General features: G+C 70.5%; 21 protein-coding genes and 3 pseudogenes. 9 read left to right on the forward strand and 15 right to left on the reverse strand.

What is annotated here, in order from left to right:
• Positions 1-1,366: 1,366 nt before the first annotated feature.
• Positions 1,367-1,618 carry a hypothetical protein gene (locus QMK24_RS37630; RefSeq protein ID WP_283471391.1) on the forward strand — a complete coding sequence of 84 codons (252 nt, stop codon included), beginning with the start codon at positions 1,367-1,369 and terminating at the stop codon, positions 1,616-1,618.
• A gap of 262 nt (positions 1,619-1,880) precedes the next feature.
• Here the strand turns inward: QMK24_RS37630 and QMK24_RS37635 are convergent, their stop codons facing one another.
• The 4 genes and pseudogenes from QMK24_RS37635 to QMK24_RS37650 form a co-directional block, all read right to left on the reverse strand.
• Entirely contained in the window at positions 1,881-2,117 is a 237-nt protein-coding gene (locus tag QMK24_RS37635; RefSeq protein ID WP_283471412.1) for a hypothetical protein, read from the reverse strand.
• Between the two features lie 136 nt (positions 2,118-2,253).
• Positions 2,254-2,454: pseudogene (locus QMK24_RS37640) on the reverse strand (DUF6879 family protein); the annotation flags it as partial.
• A gap of 42 nt (positions 2,455-2,496) precedes the next feature.
• The gene (locus QMK24_RS37645; protein ID WP_283471392.1) at positions 2,497-2,781 is read right to left on the reverse strand and encodes a hypothetical protein; all 285 of its coding nucleotides are present in this window, start codon (positions 2,779-2,781) and stop codon (positions 2,497-2,499) included.
• 251 nt (positions 2,782-3,032) lie between these two features.
• A pseudogene (locus tag QMK24_RS37650) lies at positions 3,033-3,288 on the reverse strand (Scr1 family TA system antitoxin-like transcriptional regulator); the annotation flags it as partial.
• Between the two features lie 528 nt (positions 3,289-3,816).
• Between QMK24_RS37650 and QMK24_RS37655 the strand changes: the two are divergent.
• Positions 3,817-4,404 (forward strand): response regulator transcription factor, encoded by a 588-nt coding sequence (locus QMK24_RS37655; protein ID WP_283471393.1) that lies wholly within the window; start codon positions 3,817-3,819, stop codon positions 4,402-4,404.
• Positions 4,405-4,426: 22 nt separating this feature from the next.
• Here QMK24_RS37655 and QMK24_RS37660 read toward each other — a convergent pair whose 3' ends face one another.
• The 4 genes from QMK24_RS37660 to lanKC form a co-directional block, all read right to left on the reverse strand.
• Positions 4,427-6,178, reverse strand: a complete 1,752-nt coding sequence (locus QMK24_RS37660; protein WP_283471394.1) for an ATP-binding cassette domain-containing protein — start codon at positions 6,176-6,178, stop codon at positions 4,427-4,429.
• A complete protein-coding gene (locus tag QMK24_RS37665) occupies positions 6,175-7,944 on the reverse strand; it encodes an ABC transporter ATP-binding protein (RefSeq protein WP_283471395.1) in 1,770 nt (589 codons plus the stop codon). Before QMK24_RS37665 ends, QMK24_RS37660 begins: the two co-directional genes overlap by 4 nt.
• 110 nt (positions 7,945-8,054) lie before the next feature.
• Complete coding sequence (locus tag QMK24_RS37670) at positions 8,055-8,189, reverse strand: SapB/AmfS family lanthipeptide (RefSeq protein ID WP_283471396.1); 135 nt, start codon at positions 8,187-8,189, stop codon at positions 8,055-8,057.
• Positions 8,186-10,849: a class III lanthionine synthetase LanKC gene (lanKC, locus tag QMK24_RS37675; RefSeq protein ID WP_283471397.1), complete on the reverse strand. Its 2,664-nt coding sequence runs from the start codon at positions 10,847-10,849 to the stop codon at positions 8,186-8,188. The genes QMK24_RS37670 and lanKC overlap by 4 nt, the downstream gene beginning before the upstream one ends.
• 370 nt (positions 10,850-11,219) lie before the next feature.
• Here lanKC and QMK24_RS37680 point away from each other — a divergent pair.
• Together QMK24_RS37680 and QMK24_RS37685 are read left to right on the forward strand one after the other, a co-directional pair.
• A pseudogene (locus tag QMK24_RS37680) lies at positions 11,220-11,777 on the forward strand (IS701 family transposase); the annotation flags it as partial.
• A gap of 433 nt (positions 11,778-12,210) precedes the next feature.
• On the forward strand, positions 12,211-12,684 hold the full coding sequence (locus QMK24_RS37685) for a hypothetical protein (RefSeq protein WP_283471398.1): 474 nt from the start codon (positions 12,211-12,213) through the stop codon (positions 12,682-12,684).
• Here the strand turns inward: QMK24_RS37685 and QMK24_RS37690 are convergent.
• On the reverse strand, positions 12,659-12,943 hold the full coding sequence (locus tag QMK24_RS37690) for a transposase (RefSeq protein WP_283471410.1): 285 nt from the start codon (positions 12,941-12,943) through the stop codon (positions 12,659-12,661). The two genes, QMK24_RS37685 and QMK24_RS37690, sit on opposite strands and share 26 nt — an antisense overlap.
• Between QMK24_RS37690 and QMK24_RS37695 the strand changes: the two genes are divergently transcribed.
• A complete protein-coding gene (locus QMK24_RS37695; protein WP_283471399.1) occupies positions 12,881-13,171 on the forward strand; it encodes a DUF6233 domain-containing protein in 291 nt (96 codons plus the stop codon). The genes QMK24_RS37690 and QMK24_RS37695 overlap by 63 nt on opposite strands.
• A 1-nt stretch (position 13,172) precedes the next feature.
• Positions 13,173-13,454 carry a hypothetical protein gene (locus QMK24_RS37700; protein WP_283471400.1) on the forward strand — a complete coding sequence of 94 codons (282 nt, stop codon included), beginning with the start codon at positions 13,173-13,175 and terminating at the stop codon, positions 13,452-13,454.
• A gap of 218 nt (positions 13,455-13,672) precedes the next feature.
• Here QMK24_RS37700 and QMK24_RS37705 read toward each other — a convergent pair whose 3' ends face one another.
• The 6 genes from QMK24_RS37705 to QMK24_RS37730 all read right to left on the reverse strand — a co-directional run bounded on the left by QMK24_RS37705 (position 13,673) and on the right by QMK24_RS37730 (position 17,490).
• Positions 13,673-13,999 carry a plasmid stabilization protein gene (locus tag QMK24_RS37705; protein WP_283471401.1) on the reverse strand — a complete coding sequence of 109 codons (327 nt, stop codon included), beginning with the start codon at positions 13,997-13,999 and terminating at the stop codon, positions 13,673-13,675.
• 223 nt (positions 14,000-14,222) lie between these two features.
• Positions 14,223-14,675, reverse strand: coding sequence for a CBS domain-containing protein (locus tag QMK24_RS37710; protein WP_283471402.1), 453 nt, complete (start codon positions 14,673-14,675; stop codon positions 14,223-14,225).
• Complete coding sequence (locus QMK24_RS37715) at positions 14,672-15,460, reverse strand: hemerythrin domain-containing protein (protein WP_349307953.1); 789 nt, start codon at positions 15,458-15,460, stop codon at positions 14,672-14,674. Before QMK24_RS37715 ends, QMK24_RS37710 begins: the two co-directional genes overlap by 4 nt.
• Positions 15,348-15,677, reverse strand: coding sequence for a hypothetical protein (locus QMK24_RS37720; RefSeq protein WP_283471404.1), 330 nt, complete (start codon positions 15,675-15,677; stop codon positions 15,348-15,350). The genes QMK24_RS37715 and QMK24_RS37720 overlap by 113 nt, the downstream gene beginning before the upstream one ends.
• Before the next feature lie 669 nt (positions 15,678-16,346).
• Positions 16,347-16,700, reverse strand: a complete 354-nt coding sequence (locus QMK24_RS37725) for a PRC-barrel domain-containing protein (RefSeq protein ID WP_283471406.1) — start codon at positions 16,698-16,700, stop codon at positions 16,347-16,349.
• 568 nt (positions 16,701-17,268) lie between these two features.
• Entirely contained in the window at positions 17,269-17,490 is a 222-nt protein-coding gene (locus QMK24_RS37730; RefSeq protein WP_283471407.1) for a DUF6381 family protein, read from the reverse strand.
• Positions 17,491-17,888: 398 nt separating this feature from the next.
• Between QMK24_RS37730 and QMK24_RS37735 the strand changes: the two genes are divergently transcribed.
• From QMK24_RS37735 to QMK24_RS37745, 3 genes are read left to right on the forward strand one after another with little or no spacing between them, the layout of a single operon-like run.
• Positions 17,889-18,032: a hypothetical protein gene (locus tag QMK24_RS37735; RefSeq protein WP_283471408.1), complete on the forward strand. Its 144-nt coding sequence runs from the start codon at positions 17,889-17,891 to the stop codon at positions 18,030-18,032.
• Between the two features lie 2 nt (positions 18,033-18,034).
• Positions 18,035-18,661 (forward strand): hypothetical protein, encoded by a 627-nt coding sequence (locus QMK24_RS37740; RefSeq protein WP_283471409.1) that lies wholly within the window; start codon positions 18,035-18,037, stop codon positions 18,659-18,661.
• Between the two features lie 18 nt (positions 18,662-18,679).
• Positions 18,680-19,201, forward strand: a complete 522-nt coding sequence (locus tag QMK24_RS37745) for a Ku protein (protein WP_283471411.1) — start codon at positions 18,680-18,682, stop codon at positions 19,199-19,201.
• The last annotated feature ends 184 nt before the right edge of the window (positions 19,202-19,385 follow it).

Genomic DNA, 19,385 nt, shown 5'->3' on the forward strand with positions numbered 1-19,385 from the left:
CCTGTGGCTGCTTCTTCTCGACCGGCTCGACCTCGAACAGCCCATCCCCACCACTCATACCGACATCATCCCGCATGAATGATCACGAACCACAGGCGGGTTGCCAGTTACTGACCCACGCTCCTAGCCCGCCGTGGTGTGCACGGCAGTCATGCATGGTGAGCAGTAACGTTCCGTTGACTCAGGGTCCTCCTCGATCCTCGTGATCTTCACGGCCGGGGCCGGGAGTTGGCGTCCGCACAAGGACATGCGGCTGTCGTTCTTGGACACGACGTGCCATGTCGGTGCGAGGCTGCCAGTCCGATCGGGTTCGGCGCGCATCTCATACATCTGCCTGTCCCTGCCTCATGCCCCGGGTGGGTGCCGCGGCTCTCGGTAAGACGCTGCCGGGCGGCCTCTTTGCGGATCCCATGCCCCAGTGCGCCTACGTTCATGTAAGCCCGCGGGCGGCAGGTGGACCATCAGAAGTAGGCCGTCAGGGTGAACCGCGCACCAAAGCCAGAGTTCCCGCTCGCCGGTGCACACCGCCCAGCGCCCGATGTTGCTCTGGACCGACCAGTCGTAGTAGCGCAGGCTGCCCGAAGCGGCCTGGCTGGATGTCACCCGGATTCCGCCGGGAGGGAGCAGGTCTTCCAACGACCCGGCGGTCGAGGGCGGGAATCTGCAGGCGGCCTCGACCAACTTCGTGACCTCCTCCACCCTGACGCGCAGCCAGGCGTACCCGCTTCCCTGGGCGAGCACCGCAAGGGGCGTGCAAGCTGCCATCGCACAGTTCCGCATCAGCTCCGGATACTCGTCCAGCCCGTTCAGCGCCGCGAGAGCTGGCGCGAACAACGCCCAGAGTGGGACCCGTCCGTCGGTGAGGAAGGGGCCGCGTACCCTGACCACCCGCTCCTCGCCGAGCAGCGGCAGTGACTCGGACCAGCGGAACGGCTCATTCGGGTCCAGCGGCAGGCCAAGAGGAGAGCAGAGCCGTCCGCCCACTCCACACACGCTGTGCCTGCCTACGCGGCCCAGAGCGGCACAGGACTGACCGACCAGGCGCGTCGGGCGCACCCCGAGCACGTCGGGCACGGCACGGTGACGGTGATCGACATGCAGGCGTGATCGCGGTCCCGGCACAAGACGTCCAGTGACATCAGGAATCGGTGAGATTGGTCAAGGAGCGGTGCGACACGACACCCGGCCCGGCCGGAGGCGACAACGACACCTGAGACCAGCTGAGAATCCAATAAGTTCACGTGAGACAACGACAACGGTGCGTGAGACACGACAGCGGCAGCCTGAACTGCATCGACCCGAGATCATCTACCCGTCACCCGAACGAGGGGTAGCCCCGGGCCGCCCACCCGCGATGGACTCGGGCATGGACACTCCCCACGGCCCGGTACCCGCAGCGCTCTGCCAGGCGATCGGTCACATCGTGGCCCTGTGCCGCACCGGTGACGATCCCGAACGGCTGGCCCTCCTGCTCGACCGCCTCGCCGGCGTTGCCGACGTCGCGGCCCTGATACTGCTGAGGCGCCGGCTGAGCGAACACCTCGACGACCACACGGGGGTGAGCACCGGACCGGCCAGCGCCCGTCAGGACAGGGCCGGGCTGCACTCGGTGAGGTGAAGAAGCATCAGGCACCCGTGCCCGACGCGCCGGCGGTCGTTGACCCCCGTATGACAGTGACGCAGGAGACCACGATCCCTACCGGGCGACGCCGCAGGACCGTACCCGGCGAAGGCCAAGCGGTTCTTCTTCCTGATGAGCCGCCCATCTACGCGGCGCTGGCCGCCCGATGGCGACAGGCCGGCCGGATGGTGCCGGGGCAGCACGACCCGCAGTGGACCGAGCTGATGGCCGCCGCCCGTCTCCTGGTCGGCCTGCCCGATCAGGGCGTCTGTGCCGTCAGCCGCTCCAGCTCGGGCAGCCCATCGTTGGAGCAGGCCCCGCACACCAAGCGGCGCCTGTCGGGCTGTTCGGGGATGTTGTAGGCCATCCGCTCCTGGTCGCCGCGGGTGCGCAGGTCGAAACCGCATACCGCGCACAGCAGCCCCATCGCCGCGGCCTGTACGTCCGTCCACAACGGCCACTCCACCGCGAACGAGGACAGCATCATCATCGCCATCCCGGTCGCCCTGGGCTCGCAGTACAGGAACGTGAAGCCCGGGGTGTCGGGAGAGCAGCTCGTCGATCGGCTGCTGGAGGCAGGGCACCCACCGCACCAGCTGCGGCAGCTCGGGGCGCGGCACCCGAACTTCCTGGCTGTACTTCTCGTGCGGGATGCCGCGCTCCCACACCGTCTCGAACGCCGACGCGCACAACCTCACCGCGGCCGGGTCCTCGGCGATCTCGAACCCCGGGGCAACCCAGTCGCCGTCGCCGCTGAAGAAGTGGAACATGACCAGGCGTCCGTCGATCAGCCAGAAGTCGTTGCCCGGCAGATCGGGGTGCGGCGGCGCCACGCTCCGCTCGTCAACGTCGTCCGACGTATACGCCCGCGGAGGTTACCACAGCGCGACCCCGTCGATCTGCGACCAGCTCAGGCGCCCTTCGAGCAGCGTTACGCCGTCCGCGTCGACGCGGAGCCGAAACGCCGTCCGCGACCGCCTCAGTGACCTGAATCCGGCGACGACGAACACGGCCGCCGCCACCATGATGAAGAGCGCAGAGTCCCGAGCCTCGCCGTGCGCCGACAGCATGCCCACCACCGCAGCGGCCTCCACGCACAGGCCCCACACCACGTAACGCCTGCCCTCGCTGCGCAGCCGCCCGGCCGTCGTGAACTCCACCTCGCCGCCCCTCACCCGCAACGTCGCCCCAGGCGAACCCGAGCGTACCGCCGCCCGCGCCCAATGGGACTCCCCCCGACAACTCAGCCTTAAGCACGGAGGTCTGGCCCCTTTCGTGCAGCAGCCGTGCATAGATCTCGCGCAGAACATCGCAGATCCGCGGACTCACGCAGCCGCCGCGGAGGATCGCTACCCTGATGCTGTCTCTGGACAAGCAGGCGCCGGCTGCGTGCAGCACATCCCGGGGCAGCGGCGTCGATCGCGGTCCGGATGAGCGTACGGGCCGCGTCCCCGTACACGGCCATCGAGGGCAGTGCGGTGAACGCCTTCGCGTAGTCGGCCAGCTCGCGCGGCTGCGTCACATTGATCTCCGCCGTCAGCGTCTCCACCACGGCCTGGACGTCGTCGTGGAGGTAGAACGCCTCCAGCGGCCACCGTGCGTCGCGCGGTGAACGGGATGATCCCCAGGGAGACCGACGCCAGCGGCATCACGGCCGACAGCATGCGCTGGTGAGCAGGAAGCCCACGACCGTTGCGGGGGGCATGTTCCCGGCTGGCGATCCATGCTCACGTATCCGTACGTGATGTACCGCCACTGACCCCACTCTCGCAGCCCCCGTCGCCGCCCGGGCAGAGCACCCCTGAGCCCGGGCGGGCTCTCGCACAGGAACCGCCAGAGAATCTTCCCACACAGCGAGACCCCGACCAGGCGCCAAACGATGGCGACCTGGGCGAAGGAGAGAGCCTTGGTCCCGCCCGAGCGGCCCTCGACGCCGGGCGACGAACCCGCCCCCGGCCGCGATGCGTGACCCCACTCACCTCCCGGCGGCCGGGGCGGGGACGCGCATATGCCCCATGGGGGCGCATTCGATGAAGAGGCCGCCCATACCCACGCCGGTGCATCCTTTGGCCGATAATGCGGCCCATCGTCATCGACTACCGGGGTACATGGAGGTCGTACATGGCCGGGCGGCGAGCGGTTCCCGGTGCCGGAAGCGTCGGCACCGGAACCAGCAGAGACGAGATGAGGCGAACGTGATCCGGGTCCTTTGGGTGCACGACTCACAGCTGATGCGCTCGGCGCTAGCCGCGCTGCTGGACGATCAGCGCGACATGCAGGCGGTCACCTCCTGCTGGGAGAACGCGGTGGCACGGGCCAGAGCGCTGCGTCCGAATGTCTGCGTGGTCGACGGGGACTGTCCTGGAGCCAGCCGATTACCGACCAGGCCGGCCCAGCCGTGCTGTGCGCTGCTGGTGCTGACCCGCCAGTTCCGGCCGGGGGTGATGCGTCGTGCGACGGAGGCCAGGGCCCTGGGGTTCGTGGACAAGGACGCCCCCCCGTCGACCCTGCTGGGCGCCATACGGCAGGTAGCGGCGGGTGAGAGGTATGTCGACAAGTCGCTGGCCTTCGATGTGCTCCAGGCCACCGAGATACCACTGTCACCACGGGAGCTACGGGTGCTCTCCCTCGCCGCCGACGGCGCCTCGGTTCCGGAGATCGCCGAGATCCTGTGCCTGCGGGAGGGAACGGTGGGGAATTACATGACCGCCATCACCCGAAAGACTGGCGCCCGTAACCGGGTGGACGCCATCCGGATCTCGCAGGAGGCCGGCTGGGTTTGACCGGGCCAGGCTCGCCACATGCTCACAGGTGACTGGCGTGCCAGCGTCCGACGAGGTCCTGGTATAGCGCCGACGACGCGAGCAGTTCCTGGTGGGTGCCCTGGGCGGCGTGGACACCGTCCAGCAGAAGGATCCGGTCGGCGCGCCGGGCCGAGCTGATGCGGTGGGCTACCACGATCAGTGTGCCGGGCCGCTCGGCGAAGGCCCGTTCGACCTGGGCCTCGGCGGCCGGGTCCAGGTGGCAGGTGGCCTCGTCGAGCAGGACGAGCGGCGCGGGCGACAGATGGGCCCGGCACAGGGCGATCAGCTGCCGCTCACCTTGAGAGAGGGACGCCGGGTCGACCGGTGCGTGCAGCCCGCCGATCCGCCGCATCAGTGGGCCGAGCCCGACGGCTTCCACGGAGGCCCGGACGGCTTCGGCGGGTGCGCCGCGGGCACACAGGTAGAGCAGGTTCTCGCGCAGCGTGCCGGTGAAGACGTAGGCCTGCTGCGGGATGAGGACACGCCGCAGCGACGGATCTGCCCCGGCGGTCGGGCCGGCCGGGCAGCCGCCCACCGTGATCCGGCCGCGGTCTGGTGTCAGGACTCCGGCGATCAGTGCGGTCAGGGTGGACTTGCCGATGCCGCTGGGGCCCACGACCGCCCAGTGCTCGCCCGCCCCGATCGTCAGATGGAGGTCGCGCAGCACCGGTGCCGCCTCGGGACCGTAGGCGAAGGTCAGCCCGGTGACCTCGACCTTGGGCAGGCCGGCGGGCCGCTCGCCGCCACCAACAACAGGTGCCACCGCTCGGCCGACGATCGAGGCATTGCCCGGCCTGGTGTCGTCGGTGAGCCGCCGCAGGACGACCAGGAGCCTGGTGCCGGCCGCGCCGAGGGCGTTCATCAGTGTGTGGAGGGCCGGCAGGAGCGCCTGCGTCAGATAGGTGAGGGCGCCCAGCAAGGAGCCGGTGGTCAGACCGCGGTCCAGCAGCCAGGGGGCGCAGAGCAGCAGCAGTCCGATCGGCAGCTGTCCGGCGATGCCCAGGGCCAGGGTCCGTACGGCGGCCCAGCGGGCCAGGGAGCGTGCCGCGTCGGCCTCGGCGCCGATCATGCGGTGGGTGTCATCGGCGATGGCGGCCTGGGAGCCGCAGGCCACCACGTCGCGCACCCCGGTGGCGATGGTCCCGAACCGGGCGGACAGTGCTTCGTCGGCCCGCAAGAACGCCTCCTGCCGGGCGGCCATGGGCGCGAGCGTCGCGAGGAACAGCGCGAGCCCCCCGACGAGGGGCGGGACCACGATCAGCAGCAGTTGCGTGTCCAGCGAGGCGAGCCCGACCAGCGCGCCGACGGCGGTGAAGACGAAGGACCGTGCGACGAGGACCAGTCCGGCGAAACTGTCGCGGGCCATCTCCGTCTGGTTGGTCAGCTGGGAGACGGCGGCGCTGTCCGCGGCGCGGCCGCTGTCGTCGAGCGACCGGGTCAGGGCCCGGGTGACGACGGAGCGTACGAGGCCGTCCCGCAGCGGTTCGACGAGGTCGGCGAGGCCCTGGAAGACCTGCCGGGTGGCCAGACCGCCGATGACGATGGCCCCTGCGGCGGCGGCGAGCCACCACAGTCCGGTGCCGGTACGGCCCGCGAGGAAACCACTGTCCAGGGCCCTGGCGACGCCGTAGCCGCTGAGGAAGGTCTGCGCCGACTCCAGCAGCGACCAGCCGGCCAGCAGCAGCAGGACCCGGGGGCGGGCCCGCAGGAAGGACCGGGCCCGCGAGCGCACGGACGTGCGCGAGCCGGTCATGGGCCGGGCTCGTCGTCGTGATCCGGATCGGCGAACACGGCCCGGTAGCCCGGTTCCCGCCACAGCTGCTGATGGGTGCCGACGGCGCGGACCCGCCCGCTCTCGATCCACGCGACCCGGTCGGCCCGCGCGGCGGACGAGGCACGGTGGGCGATCAGCAGGCGGGTGCCGGGCGTCACCTCGTGCGCCAGCGCCCGGCCGACGTTCAGTTCCGTGACACTGTCCAGGCTGGATGTCGCGTCGTCGAGGATCAGCAGTCGGCCTGCGTGCGCGAAGGCCCGTGCCAGGCCCAGGCGTTGCAGTTCGCCGCCCGACAGCGGCGCGTCTTCGATCCGGCAGGCGTACCGGCCCGGCAGCCGCCCGATGAACTGGTCGGCGTCGGCGGCGCGGGCGGCCGCCTCGATCTGCCGCCGGGCGGGCGTGTAGGGGCCGAAGGCCAGGGCGCCGCCAATGGTGTCGCCGAACAGCGTCGGCCGTTCGAAGGCGTACCCGACCTCGCGGCGCAGTTGGGTGGGATCGGTCTCGTCCAGCGGTACCCCGTCCAGCAGGACCTGGCCGTTGTCCGGATCGGCCAGCCGGCCGGCGACCGCCGCCAGCGTGGACTTGCCGGCTCCCGAGCGGCCGACGACCGCCATGGTCGTGCCGCCGGGCACCATCAGATCGACCGAGCGCAGCACGGGGACACCGCCCCGGTGGACGGTGACCGCGCGCAGTTCCAGGGTTCCGGGTCCGTCGGCGGGCAATGCCCGGTGGCCCCGCCGCATCGCTGGGACCTCCAGGATCGCCAGCGTGCGGGCGGCCGCGGCGCGGCTGCGGATCACGGTGTTCAGCTGCCCGAGGACGCCGCCCAGGCTGGCGGCGAGCGCGGCGTAGCGGGTGGCGGCTAGCAGTTGGCCGACGGAGAGGTGCCCGGCTGCCATCCGCAGCCCGCCGACGGCGAGGACCGCGGTGATCAGCAGGGGGACGAGGATGCCGCTGGAGGCGACTGCGCGTCCGTAGACCTGCCACATCCGTCTGCCCTGCGTGTCCAGTTCGGTCAGCGGTGCCAGGATGCGGGCGCGCTCGCGCCGCTCCGTGCCGGCGGCGGCGACGGTGCGTGCTCCCGCCAGGGTCTCGACGAGCCGGTTGGCGAGCTCCGCCTGCACCGCCTGGTAGCGGATGACGCTGTCGGACGAGGTCCGGGTGAAGGCCCACAGCAGCAGGGCCAGGAATGGCAGCCCGGCCGCGAAGACGACGGCGAGCGGCCAGTCGGTGAGGGCCAGCGCGACCAATCCGCCGATCGGCGTGAGGAGCGCGGCAAGTCCGGTGGCGGCGGTCACCGGTGCGGCACCCGCCTCGGCGGCGTTGCCGGTCAGGCGGGCCACCAGGTCTCCCGGGGGAAACCGTCCGGCGGCCTGGTGCGGGGCGAGGGAGAGCAGCCGGTCGGTGCCGCGGCGGCGCAGCCACGCGGTGCTGCGGGCCGTCATGACACCGCCGGACAGCGCCACGACGCTGTCGAGCAGCACTTCGGCGGCGATCAGGGCCAGGCACAGCGCGATAGCCCGGCGGGTGCCCGCCGCGTGCGCCAGGATCAGGTCGAGGGTGTGGCCCAGGACCGCGGGCAGCGCCACCGCGACTGCGGCCGAAGCCGTGCTGCAGACCAGCACGGTCACGGCGTGCCGGGCACTGTGGCGCAGGGCCCCGGTCAGGGCGGGTCCGGGACCGGCCGTGTCCGCCGGGCCGGCGGGCGCCGGGGCTGGTACGGGGGTGATCCGCGGGGATGCCATGGCGAGGTGGTCCCCTTCGTCGCTGGGTCGCTACGTAGGTGCAGCGTCCCGGGCGATGCTCCGCCCGGGACGCCGCTGCCGCGTCACATCGCGGCCGGTGACCTATGAGGTCAGTTACAGGTGGTGACGCTCAGGCTGCTGTTGCCGCAGAGCAGCAGGCTCGCGCGGCTGCCACCGGTGGTGGCGAGCTCGCCCATGTCCTCGACGGCCGGGGTTTCCAGGGTCTGCAGGTCAAGGAGTGTCATGATGATGATGTTCCTTTCGCTTGTGGGGACGGGGTTTCTGCTTCGGTCCTCTGGACGGAGGACCGGCTCTGGGGCCGCCGTGGCGGCGGGAGGAAGGGCAGGTGCACGGGAGTGTCGTGCAGGGCGCTGCCCAGTGCGAGGAGACAGCCGGCGGTGCCGGTGCTCAAGTCCATGGAGAGGCGCATCATCTGCTCTCCGGCGAAGGCCAGATGTCCCTGGTAAGGGACGGCGCCCCAGGCCAGCGAGTCGATCTGGCGGCGGAGGTCTGCGCTGTGGGTGCCGGGTCCGCCGGTGGTGGTGCGCGCCAGATGCAGGACCATGCCGGCCGCACCGCGGAACAGTCCGGGCTGGGCGTAAAACTTGGCCTGCGCGGCCTGCACGATCTCGCCGCGCGCCTCGTCGAACCGCTCGTCGTAGCGGTGCGGGAGGTAGTCGTCCAGGACCATCCCGATGCCCACGCTGCCCGCGCCGAGGTACGGCATAGTGCGCCGGCCCTCGTCGACCTGGAGGGTGCCGCCCACCGCGCGCACACAGCGGGCCAGGTCACGGCGGAGCGCCTCGGCGGCCAGGTCGAGCAGCGCGTCGTCACCGGATCGCTCGTACAGACGCAGGTACAGCAGCGCCGTGCCGGTGGCGCCGTGCAGGAGCCCGGCGCGTACCGCGGGGCGCCCGCCGGTGGCCCGGGGGGTGGCGTCGGCCGCCAACTGGGCGCAGCGCAGGGCGCGGTCGCGCAGACCGCTCTCCCCCGTGCTGGCCGCCAGCGAGTCCAGGGCCAGGCCGATACCCGCCAGGCCGCCGTGCAGATCGGGGCCGATGCCGTCCCAGTTCTGCGACGTGATCAGGTCGGCGAGATCGAGGGCGCGTTCGCGGTGTCCGAGCCGTTCCAGGACCCAGGCGACGCCCGCCAGGCCGTCGTAGAAGCCCAGCGGTGTGCCGGAGGCCGGTGACTTGGTGGTGCGCAGCAGCCATTCCTCGGCGACGGGCGAGGGTGCGGCGCCCGTCTCGGCGAGGGCGTGCAGGACACCGGCCGCCCCGTAGGCGAAGCACGCGCCGCCGCCGGGGACGGAGAACTGCGCGATGTCGCCGGGGAAGATCCGGTCCTCGCGGTCGGGGGTCGCCGAGGCGGTGATGGCCGCCACCATGGAGTCGCGGGAGGCGGGCCAGTCGCCCAGAGCGACCGGCAGATAGCCGGCCACAGCGCCCCCCGCCCCTCCCGTCCGCGGGTGCGGGGCGCTGTGGCCACGGACGATCTCGTCGACCGCTTCGTCGAGGAATTCGCGCGGTACGGGGAACTGCTCGGCGGCGATCTCCGCCAAGTGGCGGGCTTTGGCCCGGTCGATCGCGAACAGGCTGGTGAGCGGCAGGAACAGCGCCAGGCGTAAGCAGGCCAGTGCGTAGGTGTCGACCGTGAAACCGCGGCGATCCGCGGGGGCCACGAATCCGGGGTTGGCCACCACCTGGCGGCTGTTGATGTCGTCGACGGCGGCGGCTTCGAAGTCGAGCAGCACCACGGACGACTCGTCCTCGGACATCATGATGTTGAACAGGTGCAGGTCGTTGAAGGCCACACCACGGGAGTGGATCGCGGCCACCGCCTGCTCCACCAGCTGGTAGACCCGCATGGCCCACGTGGTGTACTCGGCCAGGCTCTCGGGAGTGGGATCCGGCTCAATCAGCGGGTGCCGGTGGGCGAAGAAGCTGTTGAGCGGGCGTCCCTCGATGAACTCCAGGGCCAGGAACTGGTGGTCCCCGACGGTGAACCAGTCGTGGACCTCCGGGGTGCACCCCAGTCCGGTCAGCCGCAGCAGCGCGTCGCGTTCGCGCTCCAGCCGGGTGACGGCGTCTGCCTCGTCGGCGGCCAGCCCGGCGTGCGGGCGGGCCTCCTTGAGGACGACGCGCCGGCCGGTGCGCAGATCCGTCCCGACGTATACCCCGCCGCCGTTGGAGAAGTGCAGGGCGCGCTCGAACCGGTACGGCAGGTCGGTCACAGTGGCCGCGGCGCGGGCCTCCAGATGGGGCCGCAGGAACTCCGGGAGGGTGACCCACTCCGGTACGTGGAAGGCGGGATCCCTGCGGTCGGGAACCAGGCGGCCCTGGTCGTCCTCGATGGCGGGACACGACCGGCCCTGGTCGTCGTAGCAGTTACGCTCGGTGAAGCTGCCGTAGCGTACGTACACCGGTCCGGCTCCGACGCGGAGGTCGGTGAGGATGTACGGGCCGGGCTCGCCGCCCAGCAGCGCGTCGAGCTCCTCCGCGACGGTGCGGCACTGTTCGTCGTCCGTGGGATAGACCGTGATGAACTTCCCGCTGCCGCCGCGGTCGCCGTACTTGGCGTTACGGGTGTGCAGGAGGTACCTGCTCGGCATGCACTTGAACGCGATCGAGCGGGGGACGCAGTAGTCCCAGACGCGGGAGAGGATGGATTCGGCGTTGTCCAGACAGGCCGATATATGGAGCTTCCACCCCTGGAAGGGGAGGCTCGTCTCGACGGGCCGGAACGCCAGCCAGTCCCCCGAGCGGTGCTGCTGCCAGCCGTCGGGCAGTTCGCGTCCCAGCGGCGGGTACATCGCGCCGCGGCCCTGGCCGTCGGCGGAGAGCCGGTAGGGAGCGTCGTAGAACTGACGGTCTGCGTCACAGAAAACCGCGTACCCCTCGTTCATCGCACTCCCTCGCCCGGTGGTTGAGGCCTTGACGCTGTCATGGGGTCCGGGGGTCGGAACAGTCGTCAATGTAACGAAGGGGCCATGAAGAATGCACAGACGGTATTCGGCCAGCCGGTCGTGACGGCCCCGCCCCAGGGGCCGCGGCGGCGGCGCGACCGCCCGGCCGGACGGTCGCGGACCCTTGGACGGAACGGAGTCGTGCCCGCCCCCGGAGGTTACGTAACCTGCTGGGAACGGCCCGGCGCGGGAGCATGAGCGGGAGCGGCTACGACGCGCTCTGCAGGCGTTCACGACGGCGCATATGGGTGTAACAAGACGGTCGTACTCTGCCGTGCACAGAGACGTTCAGCGTTAGTACTGCAACCGCATGTGGTGTGACGGTTGGCGGTGTGGCTCGTTGGTCCGTCTGTGTGACGAATCGTTGACGGTGGGGCGGGTCGAGTCGTGGGCTGCGGGTGTAGAAGGGTTGCATGCCCGGTTCGCAGGGCGTTTTGGCAGGTCGGAGCCACGTGAGCGGGCTTTGGACTATCTGATGGGTTTGCTGGCTCCGTTGGAGAAGAAGAATGGGTGGACGCTGGCCGAGCAGGTCGGTCAGCTCCGCCCCGATGGTGTGCAGCGTCTGTTGAATCACTCCGAGTGGGACCAGGACGCGGTCCGTGATGATGTGCGGGACTTCGTCGTGGAGAGCATCGGGTCCCCGGACGGGGTGCTGATCGGTGACGACACCGGCTTCCTGAAGAAGGGCACCAGGTCAGCGGGCGTGCAGCGGCAATATTCCGGCACCGCGGGCCGCACCGAGAATTGCCAGATCGGCACGTTTTTGGCCTACGCCTCAGCCAGGGGGCGGGCGTTGATCGACCGGGAACTCTACGTCCCGCGGTCCTGGACGGACGACCGGGCACGGTGCCGGGCGGCCGGGATCGGTACCGGCACATCACCCTGGCGATGGCCGCGCTCGCCTACCTGACCGCCATCCGCGCCACAGAAACAACAAAAGGGGCAACGCTGACGACGAACACGACCTCATACCTCTCAGCGTCCCCGAGATCCGCCGCATGATCGGGCACCTCGTCCTCACGCCCCACCACCTGGACAACGACCATCATCTGCACTGGTCACGCTTCCGACGCCACAGCCAAGCCCGCGCCCGCAGATGCCACTACCAACGCCGAGGCCACCACCCCCACATGCGGTTGCAGTATTAACCACCGGCGTTCCGGGGCTTCGGCGGCCCCGCGCTCCGGGGAGCGTCGCGGAGGAGAGTCAATGCGTGATCAAACCTTGCTCGCGTGCTCGAACAGCGCTCCAGTGGGCATGACGTCACCAGACGTCGTCCATCAGCGCGCCCGAGGAGTGACGTGACAGACGCCCATGAATCCGTCGGTTTGTTCACCATCGCGGGGACGCAGCACGGCCCCTACCCGGGCGCCGTCACCGGAGAGACGAGTCCCTACGATTCCATCGCCTTCGACCGCGCGACCGTCGATCAGCTGATGGACGACATCAACCGGGACAACAGCCCGTTCCGCGCGGCCTGGGAAGACCCGGTCCTCCGGTTCAGCTGGACGACCGACGCTGCGGACGGCGTCGCCAGCGCGCACATCCGGCCCGACCCGCACGGCCGCTACCGCATCGGCGGGCTGTGGCCGTGGGCCGACTGGGACGACTGGGACGACGAGGCGGCACCCTGTTCGCCCAAGTACGCTTTCGCCCTGGGCGTCGTCGAATTCTGCTTCACCCGCACCACCCCCATGCCCGACCACCTCCTGGAGCCGTACAACCGGGGCCGCGAGGCGGCACACCACGTCACGCTCTACCAGTACGCCGTCTAAGCTTGACTCTGTCGGGGATCTTGAGAAGCTCGGCTTCAGCGGCGACGAACCGCCAGGACCGCGGCCGGGGCATCCCCTGCTGGTCCAGATACGTCTGGAACGCGGTTGGTGGCTGCGGACGACGCGGTTCTCCCGGCGGGAGCTGGTCACAGAGTCGTTCGATGTTGACCGCGATGGCGGTGAGTACGTGCTGGACGTGGGTCTTGTCCAGGCCGCGGTAGCGTGCCGCTGCGGCGCCATCCTTAACGCGGTACGGCAGCGCCGCTCCCCCCGCCGCACGCTCGGCCCGCCGGCATCGGGACCGGACCCGCCGCCGGCGGATGAGTGGCAGCTGCACACCCTGGGCGGCGACCCGCCGCAGCGCAGCGTGCACCACACCGACTGCTGGATACCGGCCAAGGGAGAGGAGCTCACCACCGCGCAGGCCCGGCAGGTGGCGGCTAATGACGACGTCGCCGCGGACTGCACTGTCTGCCACGTCTCCTGACATGGTCAGCGTCCCGGGCACCCAGTACGCCACCCCGTACGTCCTGCAGCCCGGCCCCGGCGGCGACAAGCCCTACGTCCTGATGCGCCAGGCCCTGTCCCGCTCCGGGAAGGCCGCCGTCGGCAAAGTAGCCCTGCACCGTCCAGGCAGTCGCCGACGACACTGCCGGCCCGTAGCACTGTGCGCAGCACCGGCCGGTGCCGCGCGGGGCGATGACCCCGCTGCCGGGCTGGCCGCTCCTGGCGCACTCGCCTGTCATCTGCTCCCGGCAGCCCGTGAGTAATTCGGCGGGACGGGGCCGGGTTGAGGGTCCGGCACCGGCGGGGGCAACGGGTCGGGGCCAGGCGCAGGCATCGGTCCCGGTCGCGGGCCGGGCTCGGGTCCGGGCGGGCCGGCGCCTGGCCCGGGCGTGGGTGGGACCGGATCCGGATGGGTGGGGCCGGGGTGTCCGGGAGGTGCTGGCACCTCATGTCATCTCCGATCACCGGACCGTTTCGCCGGTCAGCGTCCGACGGCGTGGGCGAGCTGCTGCTTGTTCATCTTCGAGCGGCCGTCGACGCCCTTCTTCTTCGCCTCCGCGTACAGCTGGTCCCGCGTCGGCCCCTGGGCTCCGCTGTGGGAGCGCTGACCGCCGCGCTGGGAGGCGGACTTGGGGTGCGGGGTGGAGGTTTTGCTCGCCGTCTTGGACTCCCCGGAGCGGGCCCGCTCCTTGTTCACCGTGCGGGCCGCGATCTCCTTCGCCCTCACGGCCGACACGCCCCGCTTCTCTTGGTTGTCCTTAATGTGTTCGTACTGACGCTCGCGCTTGGGACTGGCACCTCGCGGCACGATCCTGATCCTTTCGCCGACCCGACCCCACCGGGGCCGGGCATCGCCTGCGGTCAACCGGCGCGTACCCCGGACCGCTGCCGTTCCACAGCGATCCGGGGGCGCCACCGGGTTCAGTCCACGCCGCCCGCCGGTCCGGCGCGAGGCGGCAGGCGCCGCACGAGTGACGGCGGGGACGGCCCAGTGCGGCTGCGCGAGCTGCGGGCGCGGGCAGCCGGCGGGCTCAGTCCCGGGACAGGGCATCCAGCAGCCGGCCGACTTGGGAGTGGGGCAACACCCGGGCCACGTCGGCCAGGGCGACGATGCCGATCAGCCGTCGGCCGTCGATGACGGGTAGGCGGCGGACTTTGTGGGCGGTCATGGTACGCAGGATGCGGTTGGTGTCATCGTCCGCCCCGATGGTCACCACCTCACCTTGGGCGAGCTGTCCGGCCAGGGTGGTGTCCAAGTTCTTGCCTCCGGCCAGGGCCGCGACGATGTCGCGGTCAGTGAGCATGCCCCGCACCCGCCCGTCACCAGCGCAGATCGGCAGCGCCCCCACACCCAGTTCGATCATCTGCTGCGCCGCGCGCAAAACCGTCTCATCCTCACCGATCCCATGGGCGACAGGCGTCATCAGATCACGGGCGGTCCTGTGCACCGGCGGCTTGGGAAGGTGCTCCGGATTGGGCGTCATGACGGCTCCCGACCCGTCGAGAAGAACTCGCGGACCCGCTTCACCAGGCTCGCGCTGGGGACCAGCAGGAGATCGAACTCGGGCGGAGTATCCGGTGCGGTGGCCCGCGGGCGGGTGAGCGCCGACTTCTTCGCGCTGCGAATCTGGTCGCCCAACACGTTCAGGATGTCCGGCGAGCACACCTGGGCCAGCGCCGGGAACACCCGGTTCTCCTCATCGGCCACATGCGCACTGACCTCGGCGATCAGCTCGTTCACGACCACGTCGAACTGCGGGTCGTCGGCCGCCAGGTGCGACAGGGCCGCCAGGAGTTCCTCGACCTTCGCGTGATCGGCCAGCTCCTTGTCCGCCATCTCCCCACCCCCCGGCACCCGCTCGCGGACCGCCGGATACAGGTGCTGCCCCTCGGCCACCGAGTGCCTCACCAGCTCGATTGTGAACCGATCGACCACCTTGCGCCGCTCGGCATCGCCCTCGGTTGCCCGTCCGGGCAACGGGCACGCATCCGCTCCCCCGCGCCAACGACCGGGTGCCGCATCACTCAGGGCTTGCATGGCGAACCCGCAGACGACAAGGCCGGTGGCCGCACCGGTCGGCGTGAACCGTCGGACCCCTGGGGTCCGACGGCGGGGCTGAACGGAACGGCACTCAGCTTGCGAGCACACCCCGGCGTCAGGACTGGTCCTCGGCGCGCGAAGCCCCGCGCTGGTGAGCCGGCCCGGTCCCGTCGTCGTCAGCGGCGTCGCCGGAAGGGGACCGCCGTGACCCTCCGGCCGCCTTCTCATCCGCGGGTGATCCGGTCGCACCGCCTCTGGTACGGCTGGGCTCGGGCGCCTTCATGTCGTCGTCCTCGACGGGCCCGCTCGCCCCGCCGGTCTTCACTCCGCCCTTGGTCGGTTCCGCGTTGCCCTTGACGTGGGCCGACGTCCGGCGCCCTTCGTACGGCGGCACCGCCTTGCCTTCGGTGTCGATGTCATCGGGCCGGTTCGGTTCTCTGATCATGCTGTGCTCCTGCTCTGGAGCCCCCGAGGCGGATCCCTCTCAGCCGCCGCCGGACTGCAGGTCGGGCGCGTTCGGATCGGACGACTTCTGAGGTTGGATGGAGGTATCGGACTTTGCGTCCCCAGTGCCGGACGGCCTGTCGGACGGTCCGCCGGACGGCTGGTCCGACCCGGTGTCACGCGACCCTTTCGGACCCCGCGCCTCCTGGGGCTCTTCCTGAGCGTCCGCACCTGGTGTGTGGGCCATGAGATCCACTCCCTTGATCACATAGAACGTGTTCTCAGGTACCGGCGAATATCGGGGAGGAAATCACCCCGAAAACGACCGCCATGATTCTCGTCTTACCACAGGGATGCGAAGCGCGCGACGCGCCACCGCACGAGCATCCGCAATTCACCGCTGGCGGGGCCGAACGCTTCCGGGAGGACCGCTACGCCGCCGGTCCGGGCCCAGACAGTGGCAGGCCGAACGCCGTCCTTGCTGGTCTCCCGCGCCAACGACCGGGTGCCGCATCCCGCAGGGCTTGCATGGCGAACCCGCAGACGACAAGGCCAGTGGCCGCACCGGTGGCGGCGACGCAGCAGCCGATGGTCCCGCCCCGTCCCGCGCCATCCGCTGCCATAGGCCGCAGGCGCGTCGGGCGGCCCGGGGCGGGCGCGGGAGGTGACGCTAGATGTGCGGCTGCGCGGTGTAGTAGTCGCCGACCTGCTGGTGGTAGCCGGGGTCGGTGGTGTGCTTGTCCTTGTCGAACTCCGGGGCGTTCTTGATCTGGTCCTTGGTGCGGGCGACGTAGATCGTTGCTGCCTCGCGGTCGACGGCGGCGATGGTGCCCGCGGGCAGCAGAACGTGCTTCCCGAAGATCCATACGCCGGTGTCGACGACCAGGTAGGCGGAGCCGACCTCTTCGGAGTGTTTGTCGACCTTGCCGATGGAGCCATCGGTGGCCTCGACTTTGTAGCCCGTCAGGTCGGTGCCCGCCTGCCAGCCGGAAGACGGTCCGTAGCCCCAGATGCTGTCGCTCATAGTCAGGTCCTTTCGTGGCGCCACCGGCGCCGGGAGGAAGTAAACGCTGTCGTGGCAGTGCCCGACCCGGGCTGCCGGCACGCAGCTGTTCCCCCGGTCGGCGGCCAAACCTCACCCGTTCGCCAACCCCAGCGCCGGCACCCCATCCCCAGGGGGCGGCGCCGTACGGGTGACAGATCCACCCACCTGCACACCACCACGGGCGGATTGCCCGCCCCCACGAGACGATCGGCGCACATTCCCGTGGATCCCCAGGAGCTGACCACTCATGCTGGAACGCACCAAGCACAAGAACGGCACCCAGATCACCTTCGTGCCTGCGGCTGCCCAGGCGCGGCCCCGCGCCAGGAACTGCGGACAGCCGGTCTGACCGCACCGAACGCGTCCGGCCGCCCTTGGCGAAGTAGTAGGGCGGCCGGGCGTTCCGCTCCACCGGCGGTTCACGCGCACCGGGAGAGCAGCCTCATCTCAACGACCAACACCCTCGGTACGATCCGCCCGCGCGATTTAGCGCGGCGAGGCCTCCCACGACGCCGCCGGGGAGGCCCTGCGCGTGCTGAAGGGCGTGTCACTCGGGGAAGTCGTTGTCCCGCTCGCGACCCCCATGACCCGGCATGTCCTGGCCCATACCCCCGCCCTGCCCCATGGACTTCTCCTGCAGATGCCGGGCCTTGTCCTGAAGCTTCTTGCGCTCCTGCGGGTCGGTGGAACGCTCGGCGCGCTCGCTCAGCTCCCGGACCTTGTCCTGCATCTGCTGCGCACGGTTACCCGACTCACCTGCAACGTTCATCGTCACTCCTGAAACGAAGGATCTGGACACATAGCAGCAAATCACCACCACGTGACCTCGGCACATCGAAGCGTCACCGTACGCAGTCGTCACTGGTGAGGCGGGGCCGCCGCCAGCCGGCCCGTGCCCGAAGGGAAAGCGACACACCGAATTCACGACGCAGACGAGGAGGCAGCGCCCCGGAGGCGGCTGATGACCGGCCTTGCACTCTCCTTGGCGCACCTCCTCCGTCCGCGTCCCGGCCGGGCCCGCGCCGCCAGGCCCAACCCACCACAGTCCCGCCGGATCATTCGTGGGCAAGCTCGCGTCCACTGGCACACGTAGCCGCGGCCTGGACCGGCCCGGACGGCACCGCGCACCCGGCGTCGGCCGGGTGGAGCGAGGCGGACCACACCGCGGTGGAGGAGCTGCTGGACCGCGAGCGCGAGCTGCGCGCCGTCATCGGCGCGCACCCGGCCTGGGCGACCGCTGTCCTCGAGGAAGCGCCGGCGCCCCGGGCCCGGCCGGCGCTGTGCTCGGGGGCGCTGGAGCAGGCGGCGTAGCCATGGACGGCCAGGAGGACCCGGACCGCCACGACGGGGCTGAGCCGCCCGCGGCCGCGGCAACGCCTCCGGTCAGGGCGCTGCTCCCGGACGGGCAGGTGCTCACCGCGCGGCTGCTCGGCAGATTCCAGGTGCGCTCCGGCGCTTGGTTCTACGACCTGGAAATGACCGCCTGGTCCCTGGTGTGGTTGCCGGACCGGGAGGTCGCCGAGCCCGCGCCGGTGCGCTTCGCCGTGCCCGCCACCCACGTCCGCCCCGTCCCCGACACCTCCTACGAGGGCGTGCCACTGCGACGGCACCCCGACGCGGTACGGCGCCGCCGCTCCTCCCCCCGTAGCGGCGCACCCGAACCGCCGGCCCCTGCGCCCGGCCCGGAACCGTTGCCGAAGGACAACGAATGGCAGCTGTACGCCCAGCGAGGCGACCCTCCTCGGCGCAGGCCCGGGAGGCTGCGGCCCGGGACGACATCGCGGCGGACTGCCCGGTCTGTCACGTCGCCCAGCGCCTGCCCGCCGGCCCGTAGGCATCTGGCCTGCGAGATTCCTACCGCGCGGTGGGCCGGGTGGCGGCTTACGTTGATCAGGGGGCTCTGCCGTGCGAAGGGCGTCGTTATGAAGCCGCTGTGGTAAGGAACGCTCAGCTTCGGCCTGGTCGCCATTCCCGTGCGGATGGGATCGATCGTGTCCAGCCACAAGATCCCGTTCCGGCAGATGCACCGCGAGGACGGCGGCCCGGTCCGGTACCGCAAGAAGTGCGAGATCGACGACCAGGTCCTCGACCAGAGCGAGATCGGACGCGCCTACGAGACCCCGGACGGCACCCTGGTCGAGATCACCGACGACGAACTCGCCAACATGCCCCTGCTGACCGCGAAGACCATCGAGGTCAACGGGTTCCTCAACGCGGACAGTGGCGACTCCCTGCAGCTCGACACCCCCTACGTGCTGGCCCCCGGGCAGGGCGGCGAGAAGCCGTACGTCCTGATGCGCCGCGCTCGGCAAGGGTCGGGCAAGGCAGCGGTGGGGAAGGTCGCGATGTCCGGCAAGGAGAAGCTGCCCCGCGGCCAAGAAGACCGCATCGCGCAAGTCCAAGCGCAGCGCATGATCCGGGAAGTCGGCAGTCAGGCGGCGGACAAAGGCGGGTGGCAAGCTGAGGGAATGGATGATTGAACCGTTCCGGGTTCGGTAGAGACTCTAGGTTGTGGTTGTGGTTGTGGTTGTGGTTGTGGTTGTGGTTGTGGTTGTGGTTGTGGCCTGTGGTTCTTGTGTGTTCTGTCGGTAGTAGGTGGTCTCGTATGCGGTGGGTGGGACGTGGCCTATCTCACCGTGGGGTCGATGGTGGTTGTACCAGTCG

This window comes from Streptomyces sp. PH10-H1 (assembly GCF_030063355.1).
Lineage (GTDB): Bacteria > Actinomycetota > Actinomycetes > Streptomycetales > Streptomycetaceae > Actinacidiphila.